Source organism: Thalassotalea atypica (assembly GCF_030295975.1).
Lineage (GTDB): Bacteria > Pseudomonadota > Gammaproteobacteria > Enterobacterales > Alteromonadaceae > Thalassotalea_F > Thalassotalea_F atypica.
The window spans coordinates 1,581,733-1,598,164 of record NZ_AP027364.1 but is presented as its reverse complement, the minus strand read 5'-3'; the positions used below and the strand labels follow the sequence as shown (position 1 = coordinate 1,598,164).

General features: G+C 38.8%; 19 protein-coding genes. 10 read left to right on the top strand and 9 right to left on the bottom strand.

The window, feature by feature from the left end:
• The first annotated feature begins 25 nt into the window (after window positions 1-25).
• From QUE03_RS07405 to QUE03_RS07385, 5 genes are all read left to right on the top strand, one after another.
• Window positions 26-790, top strand: coding sequence for an alpha/beta fold hydrolase (locus QUE03_RS07405; protein ID WP_286266675.1), 765 nt, complete (start codon window positions 26-28; stop codon window positions 788-790).
• Window positions 791-846: 56 nt separating this feature from the next.
• A complete protein-coding gene (locus QUE03_RS07400; protein ID WP_286266673.1) occupies window positions 847-1,068 on the top strand; it encodes a DUF2788 domain-containing protein in 222 nt (73 codons plus the stop codon).
• A gap of 37 nt (window positions 1,069-1,105) precedes the next feature.
• Window positions 1,106-1,387, top strand: coding sequence for a LexA regulated protein (gene ybfE, locus QUE03_RS07395; RefSeq protein ID WP_286266671.1), 282 nt, complete (start codon window positions 1,106-1,108; stop codon window positions 1,385-1,387).
• 28 nt (window positions 1,388-1,415) lie between these two features.
• Complete coding sequence (gene fldA, locus QUE03_RS07390) at window positions 1,416-1,943, top strand: flavodoxin FldA (RefSeq protein ID WP_286266668.1); 528 nt, start codon at window positions 1,416-1,418, stop codon at window positions 1,941-1,943.
• Window positions 1,944-2,224: 281 nt separating this feature from the next.
• Complete coding sequence (locus tag QUE03_RS07385) at window positions 2,225-2,725, top strand: SixA phosphatase family protein (protein WP_286266665.1); 501 nt, start codon at window positions 2,225-2,227, stop codon at window positions 2,723-2,725.
• A gap of 16 nt (window positions 2,726-2,741) precedes the next feature.
• Here the strand turns inward: QUE03_RS07385 and QUE03_RS07380 are convergent, their stop codons facing one another.
• The gene (locus tag QUE03_RS07380) at window positions 2,742-5,255 is read right to left on the bottom strand and encodes an EAL domain-containing protein (RefSeq protein ID WP_286266663.1); all 2,514 of its coding nucleotides are present in this window, start codon (window positions 5,253-5,255) and stop codon (window positions 2,742-2,744) included.
• A gap of 334 nt (window positions 5,256-5,589) precedes the next feature.
• Between QUE03_RS07380 and fur the strand changes: the two genes are divergently transcribed.
• Window positions 5,590-6,033, top strand: coding sequence for a ferric iron uptake transcriptional regulator (gene fur / locus QUE03_RS07375; protein ID WP_286266661.1), 444 nt, complete (start codon window positions 5,590-5,592; stop codon window positions 6,031-6,033).
• A 79-nt stretch (window positions 6,034-6,112) separates the two neighbouring features.
• Here the strand turns inward: fur and glnS are convergent, their stop codons facing one another.
• Both glnS and QUE03_RS07365 read right to left on the bottom strand, forming a co-directional pair.
• The gene (gene glnS / locus QUE03_RS07370) at window positions 6,113-7,783 is read right to left on the bottom strand and encodes a glutamine--tRNA ligase (RefSeq protein WP_286266659.1); all 1,671 of its coding nucleotides are present in this window, start codon (window positions 7,781-7,783) and stop codon (window positions 6,113-6,115) included.
• A gap of 306 nt (window positions 7,784-8,089) precedes the next feature.
• Complete coding sequence (locus tag QUE03_RS07365; RefSeq protein ID WP_286266656.1) at window positions 8,090-8,560, bottom strand: VOC family protein; 471 nt, start codon at window positions 8,558-8,560, stop codon at window positions 8,090-8,092.
• A 115-nt stretch (window positions 8,561-8,675) separates the two neighbouring features.
• On the opposite strand from QUE03_RS07365, the gene QUE03_RS07360 reads away from it, so the two are divergent.
• Window positions 8,676-9,314, top strand: a complete 639-nt coding sequence (locus tag QUE03_RS07360) for an NAD(P)H-binding protein (RefSeq protein ID WP_286266654.1) — start codon at window positions 8,676-8,678, stop codon at window positions 9,312-9,314.
• Here QUE03_RS07360 and QUE03_RS07355 read toward each other — a convergent pair.
• From QUE03_RS07355 to QUE03_RS07345, 3 genes are all read right to left on the bottom strand, one after another.
• A complete protein-coding gene (locus tag QUE03_RS07355) occupies window positions 9,311-9,934 on the bottom strand; it encodes a glutathione S-transferase family protein (protein WP_286266652.1) in 624 nt (207 codons plus the stop codon). The genes QUE03_RS07360 and QUE03_RS07355 overlap by 4 nt on opposite strands.
• A 60-nt stretch (window positions 9,935-9,994) precedes the next feature.
• Window positions 9,995-10,720 carry a hypothetical protein gene (locus QUE03_RS07350; RefSeq protein WP_286266650.1) on the bottom strand — a complete coding sequence of 242 codons (726 nt, stop codon included), beginning with the start codon at window positions 10,718-10,720 and terminating at the stop codon, window positions 9,995-9,997.
• 197 nt (window positions 10,721-10,917) lie between these two features.
• Window positions 10,918-11,244 carry a DUF6172 family protein gene (locus QUE03_RS07345; protein WP_286266648.1) on the bottom strand — a complete coding sequence of 109 codons (327 nt, stop codon included), beginning with the start codon at window positions 11,242-11,244 and terminating at the stop codon, window positions 10,918-10,920.
• A gap of 313 nt (window positions 11,245-11,557) precedes the next feature.
• Here QUE03_RS07345 and QUE03_RS07340 point away from each other — a divergent pair, with 313 nt between their 5' ends.
• Complete coding sequence (locus tag QUE03_RS07340; protein WP_286266646.1) at window positions 11,558-12,484, top strand: alpha/beta hydrolase; 927 nt, start codon at window positions 11,558-11,560, stop codon at window positions 12,482-12,484.
• Between the two features lie 77 nt (window positions 12,485-12,561).
• Here QUE03_RS07340 and QUE03_RS07335 read toward each other — a convergent pair whose 3' ends face one another.
• The 3 genes from QUE03_RS07335 to QUE03_RS07325 form a co-directional block, all read right to left on the bottom strand.
• The gene (locus QUE03_RS07335; protein ID WP_286266644.1) at window positions 12,562-13,836 is read right to left on the bottom strand and encodes an outer membrane protein transport protein; all 1,275 of its coding nucleotides are present in this window, start codon (window positions 13,834-13,836) and stop codon (window positions 12,562-12,564) included.
• 192 nt (window positions 13,837-14,028) lie between these two features.
• On the bottom strand, window positions 14,029-14,202 hold the full coding sequence (locus QUE03_RS07330; protein WP_286266642.1) for a DUF3545 family protein: 174 nt from the start codon (window positions 14,200-14,202) through the stop codon (window positions 14,029-14,031).
• A gap of 209 nt (window positions 14,203-14,411) precedes the next feature.
• Window positions 14,412-14,585 (bottom strand): hypothetical protein, encoded by a 174-nt coding sequence (locus QUE03_RS07325; protein WP_286266640.1) that lies wholly within the window; start codon window positions 14,583-14,585, stop codon window positions 14,412-14,414.
• Window positions 14,586-15,096: 511 nt separating this feature from the next.
• On the opposite strand from QUE03_RS07325, the gene trxC reads away from it, so the two are divergent.
• Both trxC and QUE03_RS07315 read left to right on the top strand, forming a co-directional pair.
• Window positions 15,097-15,534 (top strand): thioredoxin TrxC, encoded by a 438-nt coding sequence (trxC, locus tag QUE03_RS07320; protein ID WP_286266638.1) that lies wholly within the window; start codon window positions 15,097-15,099, stop codon window positions 15,532-15,534.
• A gap of 125 nt (window positions 15,535-15,659) precedes the next feature.
• Window positions 15,660-16,412: a tetratricopeptide repeat protein gene (locus QUE03_RS07315; protein ID WP_286266636.1), complete on the top strand. Its 753-nt coding sequence runs from the start codon at window positions 15,660-15,662 to the stop codon at window positions 16,410-16,412.
• Window positions 16,413-16,432: the final 20 nt, after the last annotated feature.

Genomic DNA, 16,432 nt, shown 5'->3' with positions numbered 1-16,432 from the left:
CCGCTCAGTTTTACAGGAGAACTTAATGACATTGCTTAATTTTAATGTTCTAGGTGAAGGTACACCTTTGATCTTAATTCATGGTCTTTTAGGCAGTTTAGATAATCTAGGCATGGTGGCTAAACCATTGTCTGAAAAATATCAGATCATTAGTGTCGACGTGCGAAATCATGGCGATTCTTTCCACAAATCGTCGATGAAGTACACGGAACTTGCTCAAGATGTAATTAATGTACTCGAGCATCTGAATATTAAACGAGCACATATACTTGGTCATTCAATGGGTGGAAAAATTGCAATGCAAATCGCCCTGACATTTCCTGCATATGTCGAAAAACTGATTGTTGCTGACATTGCCCCTGTCGCTTATCCCCCTCATCACCAACAAATTTTGACCGGCCTGAAAGCGCTCGATTTACCCTCACTAACATCAAGAAAAGAGGCTGATTTGGCACTAAGTCACTACGTTAAAGAATTAGGGGTTAGACAGTTTCTGCTGCGCAATTTGACCACGAAAGATGGCAAGCTATCGTTTAAATGTAACTTAGACAATATTATTAATTGCTATCCACACATTGCAGAAGGTTTTGCCGATGATCAGAATTTTACAGGTCAAACATTATTTATAAAAGGAGGCAATTCAGACTATATCACCGCCGCCCATCGTGAAATCGTTGGTGCGTACTTTCCAAGCAGCAAAGCAAAAATCATCGCTGGCGCAGGTCATTGGCTACACGCAGAAAAGACCATCGCCTTTAATAAAATTGTTCAAGATTTTTTAAGCTCATAAGTCGATTGAATAAAGCCGTTGTGATATAGTGCCGCCAGTTTTTTTCGGGTGAAGTTATGTTAGCAGAATATCTAGAATTGATAGAGGCGGTAGGCCTTAATTTATTTTTTGCTTTTATCTTTATTTTCATAGGCTTATCGATTCACGATGTCATGAAAAAAAACGATGTCCCAAAAACGGGACGATTTGTTGTTTATTTTGTATTGTTTTTAGGTTGCGCAGGATTCATTGCTAAAGGCATTATTCAAATGGTTTGGGAGAGTCAAGGTGTTGGCTAAAGACTAAACAAAACAAAAGAAAAGTGACAAAAGAAAGATGGCAAAAGAAGTTACTGATTTAACCACTATTGATTTGTTTAATGACGAAAAACGTCCGGGTCGACCGAAAACAAATCCGCATCCACGTAGTGTGCAAATAAAAATTAACAAGCGCAATCAAGTAAAGCGCGACAAAAATAATGGCTTAAAGCGTGTTGAATTTAAAATTCACACCAGCCTATTTGAAGAATTAGATAAGCTTGCGAAAGATCAACACTTGAGCCGCGGCGAGCTGATAGAGTCATTGTTATTAAAAGCATTGGCTAATGAACAAAATTAGAATCAATTGAATAAAAGGTTTACATTCGATGGCAATTGTAGGTTTATTTTTTGGTAGCGATACAGGCAATACCGAAGCTGTAAGTAAAACAATCCAGAAAAAACTGGGTAAGAAAATGGTTGAAGTTAAAGATATCGCAAAAAGCACGAAAGAAGATATCGCAGAATTCGACCTGATCATTTTAGGCATTCCAACATGGTATTACGGTGAAAACCAATGCGACTGGGATGACTTTTTACCTGATTTAGAAGAAATTGATTTCACCGATAAATTAGTCGCTATTTTTGGTCTGGGTGATCAAGAAGATTATGCCGAGTATTTCTGTGACGCTATGTTGCCGTTAAAAGAAATTGCAGAATCAAAAGGCGCTATTCTAGTGGGTCAATGGCCAGTAGAAGGTTATGAGTTTGAAGCATCTAAAGCATTAATTGATGAAAATACTTTCATCGGTTTATGTGTTGATGAAGACCGTCAGCCTGAGTTAACAGAAGAACGTGTTGATAAATGGGTTAACCAAATCTACGACGAAATGTGTTTGGCTGAATTGGCTGACTAGTCATAAGGTATTAACGTATTTTTTTAAGGCCTCTATTGAGGTCTTTTTTGTGTCTTCGATAGAGGCTCCTGTTGTGCGAACCACATCCAGACAACCAATCATAGTCGAGGTTTAGTTTTGACGATATATAATCAAATGCAGGCTAATACTTAAGATAGGTGATAACGAATCAGATAAAATTACTAAGCTCAAATCTGTTTCTCTAACCCCATTGTTATTGATTTTCTTCGTGCCTTGATTAATGTTTAAAGAGTAGCTTAAATATTGTTCAAGGCTTTACTATGAAAAATATTCATTTGATCCGACATGCGAAATCAAGTTGGGAAAATGCAACATTAACAGATCATCAACGACCATTAAATAAACGAGGAAGAAAGGCATGTGAGCGAATGGCTCCGAGGATTTGGTCGCATGGCTGCAGTTTTAAAAATGTCTATGCAAGTACAGCCATTAGAGCACAGCAAACAATCGAGCTCATTAGTCAGCAATTACAATTGAACATGCATTGGCGATCTGATTCACTACTCTATACTTTTGACTCAAATGAGCTTTATCATTGGCTTGTCCAAAGACCAGAAGACGAAGAGAGTGTTGTGATCATAGGCCATAACCCTGCACTTATGTCACTTAGCAATTTACTCGGTGATCAAGAGCTCGCGCACTTACCCACCTGCAGTTACGTTCATTTGGCGGCAAATGTTCAGCATTGGAATGCACTGGATAATCACTGCGCCAATATACAGGCTTTTTACCACCCTAAGATGTTCATTGATGAGTGGTAACCTTTGGGCTTTATTTTTAAGCTTGTATGCCAAGCTCTAGCATTTGTTGTTCAATCACCGCAGCACTTTCAGGCTTGCAATAATAAAAACCTTGGAAGACAGAGCATCCTGCTTCGGTTAAAAAGGTTACCTGTGATTGTTCTTCCACCCCTTCGGCGACGATATCCAAATCAAGCCCCTTTGCCATGGCAGTTATAATAGATACCATTTGACTGTCTTTTTTGTCATCGGGTATTTTGGCAACAAAGCTTCGGTCAATTTTCAGCACATCAATTGGCAGTCGAGTTAAATAGCTTAAAGATGAATACCCCGTTCCAAAATCATCTAATGCTATCTTAATACCTATTGCCTTGAGTTGATTCAATATGTTTTCAGTGTTGTTAAAATTGTCAATGAAGCTTGATTCTACAATTTCAATTTCAAGGTATTCGGGCGCCAGACCAGAGACTTCTAATGCATCTAGTACCGAAGCAACTAAGCCTTTTTTAAAATGGCGAGCCGAAATATTCACTGCAATTCGCCCACATTGAATCCCTTTATCTAGCCACGACTTTCTAGTATTACATGCTTCTATCAAGACCCACTTTTCTATGCCAACAATAACACCTAGCTCTTCTGCCACAGGTATGAATAATGCTGGAGATATCTGACCTTGTTTTTCATGATGCCAACGTAGCAAGGCTTCTACATTGATCGTTCGCTTTGTTTTTACATCATATTGCAATTGAAAATTCAGTGAAAATTCATTATTTTTCGCAGCAGCAATGAGGTTATTTTGTAATGTTGCCTTACTTCTTGTCGCGACATTTAGGTCTTGATGAAATAGCTGAAAGGAATTTCTACCGGAATCTTTTGCTTTATACATAGCTATATCAGCATTAATAAGTAATTCTTCCGCGTCCTCCCCATCTTCTGGAAAAACAGCTGCACCGATAGAAGACGTTAAATACAATTCTTTGTCATCAATAATAAATGGTTCATTAAGTAAATCAGTTATTCGTTCAATGACATTAACCACATTGCCCTCAGATGCTATTTCAGATAATAAAATGACAAACTCATCTCCGCCTAATCGAGAAACCGTGTCTCCTTGCTTAATACTTGACTCAATTCGTTTAGCAGCAATTTTAAGTAATTCATCGCCAACACTGTGCCCTAAGGTATCGTTGACTTGCTTGAAACGATCTAAATCCAAAAAAAGCAAACCGACTAAGTGATTATGGCGTCTAGCCGACGATATAGCGATCTCTAAGCGATCATTGAACAATCGTCTGTTTGGCAATCCAGTAAGTTCGTCATAAAAAGCCATCGCTTGAATTTTGTTTTCATTATTGCGACGAGCGGTAATATCACTAAAAATTCCCGCATAGTGCACATCCTTATCATTAAAATCACCTACTCGAATGATATTAAGTGCTTCCAAATAAGGTTCGCCAGACTTCTTTTTGTTCCAGACTTCGCCTTTCCAGCGCCCATTTTTGTCGATCTCTGACCACATTTCTTCATAAAAAGCGTCATCATGTATGCCGGAAGAAAGCAGTTGAATGTTATTACCGAGCACATCAGATTCTTGATAACCGGTTAATTCTGAAAAAGCTGGATTGACTGAAACAATAATGTTTCTATCGTTTGTAATAACGATACCATCTGGGGAAGAAGCAATAATTTTTTCCGCTAAAATTAAGCTTCGTTCCGACAGCGCTAATGCGTCATCACGTTCAATTAAAATAGATTCTAGCTCTTTCAAATGAGCAAACTCAATATCAGCAAGAATATTCTCTAACGTTAACAACCCACAAACTTGGCCTTCTGGACCTGTAATTGCCAAATGCCTAATGTGATTTGCTTTCAGCGTCACATAAGCGTTAAGCAAGCTATCATCTACAGATAATGAAATCACAGGGAACTTAGCGAATTTCCATGCAGGTTGGGCGCTCCAGCCGGCCGCAAGCAGACCGACTAAGTCTCGCTGGGTAATTATGCCAATTTCACCGGATGTAGGGTGAAAGGCCAATGCTGCAGAGGTGCGGTTGTCGGCCATTTGCTTAACTAAAATTTGAACGCTATGGTTTCCATCAGCTGGCGCAATTTGACTATTGTAACTGTCGCCAATTTTTCGACTTTTTAAGTAATACTCAATACCTTGTTTTTTGATGATATCGGATTGACTGATAATACCTACGGTTTCATTTTCGCCATTGTGAACCAATAAATGACGAATTTTGTATTTAGTAAAAGATAATAAAATTTCAGGTAAAGGGACATCATGTGCAATGCTGATCAAAGGAAAGCTCATGTACTTCGAGATAGGCTCTTGATCAAAATTAGCTTTTGCAAAGTCAATTTTGGTAGCATCAGCTTCCGTCCAAATTCCCAAGTTTTCACCAGCGAGAGACTTGATAACTATCGAACTCACGTTATTCTTTTTAAGCAGCTTGGCAACATCTAAGACTTTAGTGTCTGGCAGACAATGCAAAATATTTTTTTGCGCTATATTAATTGCCACTAGCGAGACGTTTGGGTTTTGCACAGTCAGAGCCCATCCACTGAAATAAAAGGGCACGTTATATCAAGCCGGAAGGTCAAAAACCAGTCGGCATTTAGCAAACTTGTTACATAACCGTGATACAAGGATGATTACTAACCATTCATTGATCCAAATTAAACTTTTTTAGCTGTCGTTCACCAACTAGAACGACTCTGCGAATCATTGCTAGAAGATTAAAAAGCGATAAAAAGTGTCGATTTAGTAGGTATTTTGAAATAAAAGTTAATAATTTGGACTTAGCAATTAACAAAGGCTTTTCTCTTGCACAATAAACTCCTATAATTTTGGTTATCTATTTGAAATAAAAGTTTACTTTATGCCAGATCAAAACGAAGAACTAAAACGCGCCGGCTTAAAAATCACGCTTCCACGAGTTAAAATCTTAACCATTTTGCAAGATCCTAATAATCAACATATTAGCGCGGAAGATGTTTACAAAATCTTATTAGAGCAGAATGAAGAAATAGGCTTAGCAACAGTTTATCGTGTACTTAACCAATTTGATGACGCAGGAATCGTCACCCGACATCATTTTGAAGGCGGAAAGTCAGTATTTGAACTGTCTCATAAACAGCATCATGATCACTTGGTATGCTTGAAGTGCGGAAAAGTTGTTGAGTTTGAAGACGATACAATTGAAAAGCGCCAATTAGATATAGCTAAATCTCACAACATTAAATTAACTAACCACAGTTTGTACCTTTATGGTGAATGTGAAGATGAAAATGCTTGTGAAAGCTTTAGAAAGTCTCATTCATAAATAGCACAATTATTAGACATAAAAAAAGCCGACATCTGTCGGCTTTTTTTATGTCTGTTGTTTCAATCTCGCGATAAAGCTATCCGTTTATTTTTGACCAAGTATCACGCAAACCTACAGTGCGATTAAAGATTAAATGCTCCGTTGAGCTGTCTTTATTGTCTAAGCAAAAATAGCCTTGGCGCTCAAACTGGAAAGCTTGTTCTGGTTTTGCGTTAGCAAGCGATGGCTCAACTTTTGCGTGTTCAATCACCACTAGCGATTCAGGGTTAATGACCGTATGAAAATCTTCCGCAGCTGCAGGGTTGGCCACAGTGAATAAACGATCATATAAACGAATTTCAGCATCAAGCGCTTGCTCTGCAGCGACCCAATGGATAACCCCTTTAGGCTTAGTACCATCGTCTGGATTTTTGCCCAAAGTCTTTGAATCGTAAGTACAATAAACTGTGATGATGTTGCCATCCGCATCTTTATCGCAACCTGTCGCCGTCACAACGTATGCACCACGTAAACGCACCGCTTTACCTAGTACTAGTCGTTTGTATTTTTTATTGGCTTCTTCACGAAAATCTTCTGCTTCGATATACAAGTTTTTAGCAAAAGGAACAATACGTGAACCTTGTGATTCATCACTCGGATGATTCTTCACACTCAGCTGTTCAACGTTATCTTGGTCGTAGTTCTCAATCACCAATTTGATCGGATCTAAAACAGCCATTGCACGTGGAGCATTGTCGTTAAGGTCTTCGCGAATACACGCTTCAAGCACCCCCATTTCTACCGTATTGTCCATTTTTGTAACGCCAATACGTTTAGCAAATTCAACAATAGAGCCTGGTGTATAACCTCGACGACGAAATGCTGCAATGGTTGGCATACGGGGATCGTCCCAGCCATTAACCAGTTTTTCTTCCACTAACGTATGTAATTTACGCTTACTCATCACCGTGTATTCAAGGTTTAAACGTGAAAATTCGTATTGTCGAGGCTCAGTTTCGATTGAAATATTCTCAATAACCCAATCGTAAAGTCGACGGTTATCTTGGAACTCCAATGTACATAATGAATGCGTAATACCTTCAATGGCATCAGAAATACAGTGAGTAAAGTCGTACATCGGATAAATGCACCATTTATCACCTGTTTGATGATGATGGGCAAATTTCACTCGGTAAATCACCGGATCGCGCATACACATAAAGCTTGAGCTCATGTCAATTTTCGCGCGTAGCGAGCATTCACCTTCTTGAAACCCACCGGCTTTCATTTTTTCAAACAACGCTAAATTTTCTTCAGCGGAAGTATCTCGATAAGGACTATTTTTACCGGGCGCTTTCAATGTGCCGCGATACTCTCGTGTTTGCTCCGCATTTAAAAAACAAACGTATGCTAATCCTTTTTCAATCAGCTCTACTGCATAGCCGTAAAGACGATCAAAATAGTCTGAAGAGTAATGAACCTTACCTGCCCACTCAAAACCTAACCAATTCACATCAGCTTGAATTGAATTAACATAGTCAATGTCTTCTTTTTCAGGGTTGGTGTCGTCGAAGCGTAAATTACATAGGCCCTTGTAGTCTTGTGCAATACCGAAATTTAGACATATAGATTTCGCATGGCCAATATGCAAGTAACCATTTGGCTCGGGTGGAAAACGCGTCTGCACATGATTGTGTTTACCACTTTCCAAATCAGCATCGATAATTTGACGAATAAAATTAGTTGGACGGTTTTCAGAATCCGACATCCACAGAACCTCAAAAAGCTTAGAAATAAAATTGTATAGCCAGACATTATATCAACAGAACTCCCGATAAAATACCTAGCAAAGCCAAAATACTATGAGATATTATCAAAATTAACGTGATTTTCGTAAGCGAGCAGGCTCGCCGTGTCTTGTCTTAATTATTCACTGGCGGTTGTAATGCAAGGATTCAAGCTTTTAACGCAAAAACAGTACTCTTTTAACATAAAAATGGACTGATGAGCTGTAAACAAGCACAAATTAAGACGTTGTCTTCTATGTGACTTACTTATTAATTCTTCAACGCATTTATTCATCGGCCTTTTTCATATAATCAAGCATGCGAGCACTAAGCTCTTCATCGGTTAAATCTTCTGTGTGTGTGCCTATGGTCCACACATGTCCATAAGGGTCTTTTACTGTGCCTGCTCTATCACCGTAAAATTGATCTATAACTGGACGCAATAATTCACAGCCCGCATCAATTGCTTGGTTGCAAAGCAGGTCAACGTCTTCAGTGTATAACATCAAACTCACGCCAGCGCCGCCTAACGTTTCTGGCCCCACAAACCCCATGTCTGGGTACTCTTCTGTGATCATTAGATAAGAATTTCCGATTTTCATTTCAGCATGAGCAACACTGCCATCTGGAGTATTTAGCTCCAAAGTGGTAACGGCATTAAACGCCTGCTGGTAGAAGGTAAGAGCTGATTTTGCATCTTTAACCACTAAATAAGGAGTGAGAGAATGGAAACCTTGAGGAATAGGTGATACCGACATAATTGATTACCCTCTTAATTGAGATGAACGACTTAATTGTAGTATACAAACATTGATTTTTGCTTAGTCGGCACAAACCTTACAATAATCAGAACATTTTTAGGATAAACAAAACGTGACAACAGCTGTCGTATTAGGCGCAACAGGGTTGGTTGGTCAAGAACTGATTAATTTACTCGTTCAAGAAGAATCTATTGAGACGGTTATTATGATCACTCGTCGTCCTTACTCTCACATATGTGAAAAGGTAGAGAATCACGTGATTGACTTTGAGCAACTAGATCAATACGAAACATTGTTTCAGGGAAATTTGCTTTTTTCTTGCCTTGGTACGACAAAAAAACAAGCAGGCAGTATTTCGCAGCAAAGAAAAGTAGATGTCGACTATCAATTACAAGCAGCTACTATTGCGGTAAAAAACAACATTGAACATTACTTGTTGGTGTCATCCAGTGGTGCAAACGTTAAAAGTAGCAGTCCCTACCTGCAAATGAAAGGAGAGTTAGAGCAATCAATAAAGGCACTGCCATTTGCAAAAACCACCATAGTGCAACCCTCATTATTACTCGGTAGTAGGACACAGCTACGATTGGGTGAATTTGTTGCTTCAATCGTCATGCCTATTTTTACTTGCCTGCCTGGTTTGAAAAAATATCGCCCAATCAAAGCACATACAGTTGCCGCTAGGTTAGTACAACAAGCACTAACCCAGCCAGAAAGTCACAAAATAGTCAGACTTGACGAAGTTTTTTAGCCATTAAGTTGTTTATCGATTCGCTGATACCATTGACGTAACGCATTACAATCCTCAGGAATGCTTGCTTTGATCCAACCAGCAAATGAACAAACGACAAATAAGTCGATATCAGCAAGGGTTAATGTATCGCCAACGATATAATCTTTGTTTTGCAAATGTTCATCCATTTGCGGCCAAAAAGCGCTTAAACGATGGTTACCGCGTTCAATTAGCGCAGGGACTTGCGCTATGGCAACACGTCCAGGTAATGCTCGCCCCTTGAATGCCTCGCTTTTATTGCGAAGCACTTCCGCTACAGACATAAAGCCTTCAAGAAATAGTTTATGACACCAACCAATAACCTGTGCCTGTTCGATATCTGTAATGCCCAATAGCGGATTTTCAGGGTATTTTCTTTCTAAAAACACACAAATAGCAATAGTATCTGTTAGCACAACATCATCGTTTACAACCAAAGTGGGGACAGTACAATCAGGGTTTACAGCCTTAAATTGCTCATTAAAGTGCTCGCCCTTAGCGAGATCAAAGCTTGTTGTAGCTAAGGTAATATTCTTATGTGCTAAAAAATGTTTTAACCGTTGTGGATTGGGCGCACGTTCGTAAGTATATAAATGCATTACTTCATTTCTGATAGAGTGATGAATTCACTATATTACGAAGCTTTACCCTTGAAAAGTCTAAACTTTCTTATTCTTTCTAACGAGTCGACGATAACGAGATGAAATATTCATAAAGAGCCAGTACAAGGAAACTGGGAACGTTAACAAGAACACATATTTAGCATAGATTAACGGTAACATCACCGATAACGATAAAACGAGTGCGTAGCCTAACATCGCCAACTTACAACTTTTAGCAAGGCGAAAACTCGCGACGAAATTGCCTATCACGCCTTGATTATTCAATCGGGCGACTAAGCAAGGCAGTAACCCGATAACTATGGATAACAGCGCAAAGAACCATGCTAAAAGCAGGTTAACAACATAGAATTGCTGACTAAAGTCTCCCTTACTTTCACTGCTAATATTGAACGCTTGAGCTAAAAATGAGGATTGGTCTACGTACATGCTATAGACCGCTATAGCGTCTGTGATCCAAATAAGAAAAAACAAAAATTGTACAAATATAACTAAACCAATATTTGCTAATAAAGTGGATAAGTAGGAGCGATCAAATTCCTTTGCATCTTTTACTACAAAGGGATGCAGTACGATTGAAACCAAGGGGACAAATAAGATGAACCCAGTACAGAAAGAAACATACAAGGAATTGAGTTCATAAGATTCAAGCATTAGACGAATCGATTCGGCAATAGCAAATATAAATACTGTTGCTAATAACAATAAGCTATAGCTTAATAATTGAGTAAAGTTAAAGGATTTGAACGAAGTATTGGTACTCACAAAATCTTGCTTTTAAAAGGAACTTTGTCACTAATAATAACGGAAAATAAAAAGATTGAATTGATTTACATTAAGACTTTCAAAAGCGGCGATGAATTATTTTTGTACTGTTTTAGCCGTTATTGATCCATGCCCGTTCGTGCGACGCAAAAAAAGGAAGAAGCATTTACCTCTTCCCTATCTCAATTTAGAAGACATTACTCTTCTAGCTCAGCATCTGCGTCAAATTCGCCAGCAAATGGATTCATTTTACGCACTGCAGGTTTCGCCATTATCTCGAGGTAAAATGAGGTCAAATCAGCCGCTACAGCTTTATCGATAGACTTATTAATTTCTTTCATATGTATATCTTCAGCTTCTTGCTCTGATGTACCGTATTTACAATCAAAATCCCAATAATCAGCATCTTGAGGTAAAGTTTTATTTCTTTCCCGCTTTATGTATTTCTTGACTTCGTGCTTTATTGAGTCGACTAATCGAGCTGGCTTAATTTTTTCATGGGTAAGCGAAAATGTTTTTTTCATTACTATCCTAATGTGACTGAATTAATGAACGACGTTATCATTAATTTTAATGACGCCATTTTACCTGATAAAATAGTGACTATCGACTAGATCGTCATTAATCACGCAAATTAATGCGGAATTTTCCGGCGATTAGATGGGCTCAATATTCGACAAGTTTGATCACGGACTCAAAAAAAGTGCTTTTTGAGTGCCTCCTTGAACCGAAATATGGTACTAAAAAAGGATATTTCGCTTTCACATCAGACCAGTACTTGGTATTTTAAAAGTCTTGCAAAAGTTAATTCCGTTTTTCAAATAAAGTACTCACACAATGATCATCAAAGAACACCTTACCTTAGATATGCTGCGCCTTAATTCTTTGCAAAATTGGCAATACTCACCCAGCGGTGGAAATTTAATGAATGGCTATACTCGCACAGGTATTAATAGCGCACCACGCCTACATTTTTTACACGGCACTGGCTTTTCAAGTAAAACTTTAGCACCATTATCCGCCCTGCTACCCGAAGAGTGGGAGTTATGGTTTTCCGATGTTCCCGGGCATGGCGGATCTGAGCAGCCTAATCACAGAATGCCAAACTGGCAAAAACTCGCGAACACTATCGCCGATACACTTTATGTAAAGGCTGAAGTAGAAAACAAAGGGCCTCTTATTGGCGTTGGCCACTCCATGGGCGGCGTAGTCACATTATTAGCCGCAGCTAAATATCCTAAATTATTTAGTAAAATAATCTTGTTAGATCCTGTGTTATTTAAGACCGAGATTATCATCGCTCAACACCTTATGCGTACAACAGGTGCATGGAAAAAGAGCGCATTGGTTCGTTCAGTAAGTAATAGGCGATCTGTTTGGCCAGACATCGATACCATGATAGATGAGCTCAAGTCCAAACCACTTTACTGTAAGTGGCACCCTGAAGTATTAACACAGTTTGTCCATGATGCGACAAAGAGCAATGACGACGGTTCGATTGAGCTATGCTGTGATCCTCGGTGGGAAGGCTCAATTTTTGGCTCTTACCCTGCAGGGTTATGGCGCGCAGTAAGGAACATTGACACGCCTGTCGAGATCCTTGCTGCCGAAAAAAGCTATGGATTTATAAAAACTGCGGCCAAGAAAGCCGCTAAAATCAATAATAACATCAGTTGGCAAATTTTCGGAAAACGCCATTGTTTTCCAATGGAACAACCGTTAGAAGCCGCACAAAAAATAAAGCAGCTAATATCCGATGGATAATGAGCTGCTTTATTTGAGCAAGTAAATCGATTAACACTTTGAAATGTCAGGTTCAAATTTAGCTTGTATTTGAGCAATTAGAAGGCGTGGTTGTATTGCAAAGAAGCGATAGAAGCATTGCCTTCGGATTTAAAGCCCCACTGTTGACCTAACTCATCACTTTCAGTGAATTCCTGCTCATCACCTTTAATGTACGCTAAACCAAAATCAACTGAACTGCTGTCAGAGAACTTATAATTAACACCGGTAGTTAACCACAAACGGTCAGTATCAGGGATTGAAATAGACAAATGGTTTTTATCTGCTGGCGACTCATCATACGCAACACCCACTCGAAGTGTAACAACATCATTTAACACATGAGTTGCGCCAAGCGCGAAACGATACGAGTCAGAGAAATTTTCAGTTTTAGCAAATACTGGCTCTTCCGCAATATCAACATAGGCTTCAAGCTTGTCAAAGCTGCTCCACCCTGTCCACATAACAGAGTAATGAACTGATGTTGTAGGTGTTACTTTGTGCAAACCAGAAAACTCAGCAATTGCAGGTAACGTGATGTCAAGCGAACCACCGACTTTAGCACCTTCAAGGCCGCCTAACATAGCCGGTAACTCGTTTGTGTATTCACCCTCTAACGCCACATCAACTTCACTACGGTATGAAAAACCTAATCGGTGGCTATCGTTGATTTGATATGTTGCACCAATATTCCAGCCAAACGCAATATCATCGCCTGCCATGTCTGCAGCCACTGTTTCTGGGGCTGGTTTAATAAAGTCTGGTAACAAACTAGTTTCACCAAAATGTCGAGTCAATTCAGCATCTGCATAGACCACATTCGCGCCCAAGCCTAAGCTAATTTGCTCATTCAACTTATATGATGCACTTAAGTTTAGGTTAATTGTTGTAATGCCTGTTTCACCTGCAAGCTGACCGGCTGCATAATCATCAGAAAACTCTGTCGCTAGACCAAAATTGGAAAATGTACCGACACCTAAAGCAAGTTTGTCGCTCATTGGCTTAACATAATAAAATGCAGGAATAATTGCAGACGGGGCAATACTTGATTGATCCAGTGATGATGGCGTTGATCCCGCAGGAGCTTCTGTACCGTCTAGTGAAACATCTGGTTTTACGTAACTTGCGACAACGGTAAGCATTTCCTTGTCAAATTGCGACATTAGCGCTGGATTGCGTGCAACAACAGAAGCATCTTCAGCAATGGCCGCTTCACCGGCAAACGCTCGGCCTAATCCTGACGCACTGTGCTCCGCTAATTGAAACGCAGCTGACAAAGCTTGCGTTGAGGTCAAGGCGCAACTAAGGAGTAAAAATGTTTTGTTTAATTTCATCGGGCTTTCTATTCTGAACTACTTAAATTAGCGTCGCAGAGTACGTTAGATAAGCCGTGAAAAATGTTACGTTATGTACAACTTAAGTTTTCACACCAAAATTATTAAAACTTTAAAGTTTTAATACAACAAGTTACTAAAGAGAGCTGACCAGATAATTTACAATTATATGGTTTCGCAACGACCAACCAGTTATGAATAAAAGTTATCGCTATCATAAGTAGATAGTTCTCTTTTCAAACGTTGCTTTTCTTTGACGTTTTCTATTTCTCGCCATTTCCTTTTCTTTAATCGCTTGCTGTTGTCACGATTGATTTGTTCTATGTCATCTTGAAAATCAAATTCATCCCACTGACTATCTACCATGGTACACCTCCGTCATTTATTTCAAGCCAATGTAAATAATTATTGTGACACCTTTATTACAGTTACAACTTACTTTGATATCAATAAAGCAATAATGCCGCTTAAAAAACAATCAGGCTTATTTCATTAACCACAATTTGCGAATGTATGTGACAATCAGCTGCTACGCGGTGCATCCTTCATAGTGTAAACGGCATTATTTTTTATCTCTAATTAAAGCCATAGTCTATGCCTTGTCCTTCAGAATAGCTTGGCTCAACGTAATCCATTAAATCATCAGAAAAATCTTCATAGTCAAACGTGTCTGCATTTTCAGCATCACTATAAAGCATGGATTCTAGGTCTGTATTATCTGACATTTGTTCATTGTTTAAGAACGACATAATTCACCCCAATTGATAATTATTTTGCTGTTACAAGGTTTATCAAAGCGTAAATGTGATTTATACACAAACGTAAAAACCACCGTACAAATAGTCAATTAACTAGCTAATTAAACTAAAATTAACTAAAGCGCCTCTTTGAAAACCTGAACAAAGCATACGACAAAACCCTGTTACAAAGCGTTATCAAGCAGGACTGATTTGTTACAAATCAGTATTAAATTGCCCGTAACAAAGCCACTATGTAACAGTAATACTTAACTCCAATAATATGGAGCAAACCCAATCATATTAAGCTTAGAAACGCCAACGCATAAGACGATATAAAACGTGGATTTGTAAATTTAAGACTTCAAATATCAATTACCTGAGGATAATATTATCGAGTTTGAACCCGATTTACCGTTTTCAAGTTAGTCAGACTCGATATAATCGCAAACTGAATGCTCAATGCATCTATTGGGCGTTTAACGTCATTAATTTTATTTATGTATGTATGTATGGAAGGACTATGAATATCACTTGCTCACATTGTTTTGCTACGAACCGTGTGCCCGATCAGCGCGATCATACACAAGCCTCTTGCGGAAAGTGTAAGAACGCAGTTTACAGTTCAACACCTATCGATTTGGGCAATAACACCTTCTACCCTTTCATTGAAAAAAACGACTTACCCATTATTGTAGACTTTTGGGCTACATGGTGTGGTCCTTGTCAGCAGATGGCGCCTGTCTTTAACGATATGGCTAAAACATCGAGTACAATATTGTTTGCAAAAGTTGATACTGAACAAGCTCAAAAAATCTCAGCCGATGCCAACATTCGCAGCATTCCAACCTTAATCTTTTTCTTCCGTGGCGAAGAAGTTGATCGGGTGTCTGGCGGCTTAAGTGAGATGCAGATGAAACAATGGATCATGCAGTGTGTACAAAAACTCGCACAGAACTAGTCGATAAAAAGGCGTTTTAGAGTGCTGATTATAAGGGCACTGAATGTAAAGACGTTGAACATGGTTATTTATTGTACTAACTTAACTTAGAACAATAAATGAACATATTAATGATTAGGGATAAAATGATGAAATGGACTTTAATAGCGCCTTTGATTTTGGCAAGTACATTGTTATCTCTGAATTCAATTTCTGCGACCTTATTAGCATGTCAATCAGAACAATGCCTTGAATACTTTAATAAATTCAAATCCAGTGCAAAAAAAGGCCACCCTCAAGCTATGGCTATGCTTGGTGAATTCTACTATCACGGTTATGGCGTAGATAAAAACAAGGGGCTCGCTTTAAAGTATTACCTCAAAGCTGCAAGAAAAGGCAATACCTCTGCTCAATATAAAGCCGGGTTATTGTCTTTGTTATATAATGAACACAAAAACGTGCCACTAGCAATTAAATACCTCAATAAAGCTGCAGTAGAAAATTACAAAGACGCAAATTATATACTTGCTCGCATTTACCTGACCAATGAGTTTGGTATTAAAAACCTTGAACTTGCTGATATCTATTTAGCAAAAGCCTATAAAAACAAACAACAAGATGCGGTTAAATTTATCAGCACACTTGACGCACGTTTCATTAATCAACTGCCTAAGACTGAGCAATACGTTGCATTGCACCCAGTCAAAGTTCTTGATAAGGACATAGAAACGATTACCGTTACTTCCGACCCAATAGAAACAATATTTGACGCACAGCTAGCCACCTACAGAAAGCCAATAAAATCATTGGGGACACGACTTAAAGGTGTTGACTGTAAAGACGTAGTTGGCTGTTATAAATTATCATCAATGCAAGAGTTGGGTGACTTTATTTTCTAATGCTACTGTGATCTCCGCCT

Bases quoted from the DNA above. Each gene is read 5' to 3' on its own strand.
- QUE03_RS07405 (WP_286266675.1), top strand. From the start codon at position 26: ATGACATTGCTTAATTTTAATGTTCTAGGTGAAGGTACACCTTTGATC.
- QUE03_RS07400 (WP_286266673.1), top strand. From the start codon at position 847: ATGTTAGCAGAATATCTAGAATTGATAGAGGCGGTAGGCCTTAATTTA.
- ybfE (WP_286266671.1), top strand. From the start codon at position 1,106: ATGGCAAAAGAAGTTACTGATTTAACCACTATTGATTTGTTTAATGAC.
- fldA (WP_286266668.1), top strand. From the start codon at position 1,416: ATGGCAATTGTAGGTTTATTTTTTGGTAGCGATACAGGCAATACCGAA.
- QUE03_RS07385 (WP_286266665.1), top strand. From the start codon at position 2,225: ATGAAAAATATTCATTTGATCCGACATGCGAAATCAAGTTGGGAAAAT.
- fur (WP_286266661.1), top strand. From the start codon at position 5,590: ATGCCAGATCAAAACGAAGAACTAAAACGCGCCGGCTTAAAAATCACG.
- glnS (WP_286266659.1), bottom strand. From the start codon at position 7,783: ATGTCGGATTCTGAAAACCGTCCAACTAATTTTATTCGTCAAATTATC.
- QUE03_RS07365 (WP_286266656.1), bottom strand. From the start codon at position 8,560: ATGTCGGTATCACCTATTCCTCAAGGTTTCCATTCTCTCACTCCTTAT.
- QUE03_RS07355 (WP_286266652.1), bottom strand. From the start codon at position 9,934: ATGCATTTATATACTTACGAACGTGCGCCCAATCCACAACGGTTAAAA.
- QUE03_RS07345 (WP_286266648.1), bottom strand. From the start codon at position 11,244: ATGAAAAAAACATTTTCGCTTACCCATGAAAAAATTAAGCCAGCTCGA.
- QUE03_RS07340 (WP_286266646.1), top strand. From the start codon at position 11,558: ATGATCATCAAAGAACACCTTACCTTAGATATGCTGCGCCTTAATTCT.
- QUE03_RS07335 (WP_286266644.1), bottom strand. From the start codon at position 13,836: ATGAAATTAAACAAAACATTTTTACTCCTTAGTTGCGCCTTGACCTCA.
- QUE03_RS07330 (WP_286266642.1), bottom strand. From the start codon at position 14,202: ATGGTAGATAGTCAGTGGGATGAATTTGATTTTCAAGATGACATAGAA.
- QUE03_RS07325 (WP_286266640.1), bottom strand. From the start codon at position 14,585: ATGTCGTTCTTAAACAATGAACAAATGTCAGATAATACAGACCTAGAA.
- trxC (WP_286266638.1), top strand. From the start codon at position 15,097: ATGAATATCACTTGCTCACATTGTTTTGCTACGAACCGTGTGCCCGAT.
- QUE03_RS07315 (WP_286266636.1), top strand. From the start codon at position 15,660: ATGATGAAATGGACTTTAATAGCGCCTTTGATTTTGGCAAGTACATTG.